The sequence below is a fragment of the Erythrobacter sp. genome, from assembly GCF_038133525.1.
In the GTDB taxonomy this organism is placed as follows: domain Bacteria; phylum Pseudomonadota; class Alphaproteobacteria; order Sphingomonadales; family Sphingomonadaceae; genus Qipengyuania.
Map to the genome: position 1 here is coordinate 1 of NZ_JAYPTL010000157.1, position 1,885 is coordinate 1,885.

Sequence of the window (1,885 nt, forward strand, 5' to 3'; positions counted from 1 at the left end):
CCGTTACCCGACGGCGATGCCTGCTCCGCGCCCGACACCGACCGTCTCGGCAGTGCTCCGCCGTGGCGATCACGGCCCACAGGTCGTCGAGCTTCAAACACTCCTTATCGTCGCGGGGCACGCCGTCCAGATCGACGGCATCTACGGCCCTCGCACGGAGGCCGCGGTGCGCGCGTTCCAGAAGGCCCAGGGGCTCGACGTTGACGGCCTCGCCGGATCCCGCACGCTGACCGCCCTGCGCGGTCTCGGAGATACGGACCGCCCACCGCCAAACGTCCCGCCTGCGCTTTCCGACGCCGAGATCGATACGCTTTTCGGGCCGCTGTTGTGGACACCTGCGCCGACCGCCTCCGAACCGGGCGCGATCAAGATCACGAACGGGTGGGCCAAAGACAACCTCGTGAACGTGACAATCCCGCAGATTCGCGGCATCCAGGGCGCGCCCGCGAGCGGGACGGTGTTGCTCCATCGAAAGGTTGCAGAGCAGACTCGCGCGCTGTGGGCCGCGTGGGAGAAGGCCGGGCTGTTGCGGCTCGTCCTGTCGTGGGCCGGCGCGTGGAACCCCAGGCTCGTGCGCGGTGGCACGACGCTCTCGCGGCACGCCTACGCCGTGGGGTGGGATATCAACGCCGCGTGGAACCCGCTCGGGAAGGCTCCGGCGCCCGCGGGCTCGACGGGCTCTGTCGTGGAGCTTGTGCCTCTCGCCGTCGAGCACGGATACACAAACGGCATGAATTGGAGCCGCCCGGATCCGATGCATTTTGAAGTGTGTCGCGTGATGTGATTGTCGGTCTGGACTATCATGCAGTAGGATGTCCGTGCGCCTAATCGATGTTGTGGATAAAGCGTGCGCGGAGGATGCCAATGAACTGGAGGGATGACCTCTCGGCAGGCAACTTGTTTCAGCCACAGACCAAAAGGGGCGATCCGGCCTTGGCGGACATATCTGCCCGCTATGGCGAGCACGGGCATACGCTGATAGGCGACGAGGCGCCGTTGTCGATGGGTCTGTCGGGTTGCGGTGCCGTCGAGTCTACCGAATTGGTGCGGCTGGTATCGAATATGAGCAGCCCCGCCACGCGATTGGCGTAACGGGTCAACGCCGTCGCACGAAGATCGCGGCCTCCTCGCGGGTCAGGGAGGCCCAGAAGTCCTCACGGGCGAGCCTGATACGGTTGTATAGTCGGGACCGCGGTCCGCGTGAGAGACCGCGGGACCCTTGTCGTTGAAGTAGCGCGTCCCGTCGTGACGCGCCTTGATACGCCGGATAACGAACATCCTGTCACCTCAAGCAAAGCGGGTCAATTTGTTGCGCGCCGATCCCGGCGTGTCGAAGCGTGTCCAGCATTGCTGCCGACCCCACGGGGTTCGCGCCGTGGACGTACACCCGCGCTGTTTGCCGCACGCCGGGCAATTGTGCGATGTACCGAGCGACGCGGAGCCCATCCCCGTAGCTCGCGGGACCAAGGTCGTGATCCAGCGTTACGATGTCGTAGGATGCAGTGCGCAGCGCGCGGATGGCCTCTGATGCCGTCCACACATGCGTGATGTCGTGTTGGCCCCAGGCCGCCTTGAATAACTCGTGCCGCGCGGGCTCGTCGTCGAGAACCAGGACTCGCATTCCCTCACCCTAACCACGAATGGTTTTGATGCTACTCCAAGCCGCTCCGCCCATGCCGCCGAATACTCCATGGTGGGCCGTCCTCGCCGCGCAGATCGTCCTAGCGATTCTCGCGCTATTGGCCTCCTACCTCACGGCCCGCGCGAGCACAAGGGGCTGCTGGACAAGGGCTCGGAGGCGACTCCGGGCCTTTCGTCTTTCCGGGCGTTGATCCCGGAACCAGAGTTCCGGTCTTGCGCGTTCGCGACGCGCCCTTACCATGCT

The 1,885-nt window shown here is 65.2% G+C and carries 3 protein-coding genes; 2 read left to right on the plus strand and 1 reads right to left on the minus strand.

What is annotated here, in order from left to right; all coding sequences use genetic code 11:
• On the plus strand, positions 1 to 784 hold a 784-nt coding region (locus AAFM29_RS17455; protein ID WP_341713988.1), incomplete at its 5' end, for a peptidoglycan-binding protein.
• 80 nt (positions 785 to 864) lie between these two features.
• Entirely contained in the window at positions 865 to 1,092 is a 228-nt protein-coding gene (locus AAFM29_RS17460) for a hypothetical protein (RefSeq protein WP_341713989.1), read from the plus strand.
• 190 nt (positions 1,093 to 1,282) lie between these two features.
• Here AAFM29_RS17460 and AAFM29_RS17465 read toward each other — a convergent pair whose 3' ends face one another.
• Entirely contained in the window at positions 1,283 to 1,621 is a 339-nt protein-coding gene (locus AAFM29_RS17465) for a cyclic-phosphate processing receiver domain-containing protein (protein WP_341713990.1), read from the minus strand.
• Positions 1,622 to 1,885 lie beyond the last annotated feature (264 nt).

Bases quoted from the DNA above. Each gene is read 5' to 3' on its own strand.
- AAFM29_RS17465 (WP_341713990.1), bottom strand. From the start codon at position 1,621: ATGCGAGTCCTGGTTCTCGACGACGAGCCCGCGCGGCACGAGTTATTC.
- AAFM29_RS17460 (WP_341713989.1), top strand. From the start codon at position 865: ATGAACTGGAGGGATGACCTCTCGGCAGGCAACTTGTTTCAGCCACAG.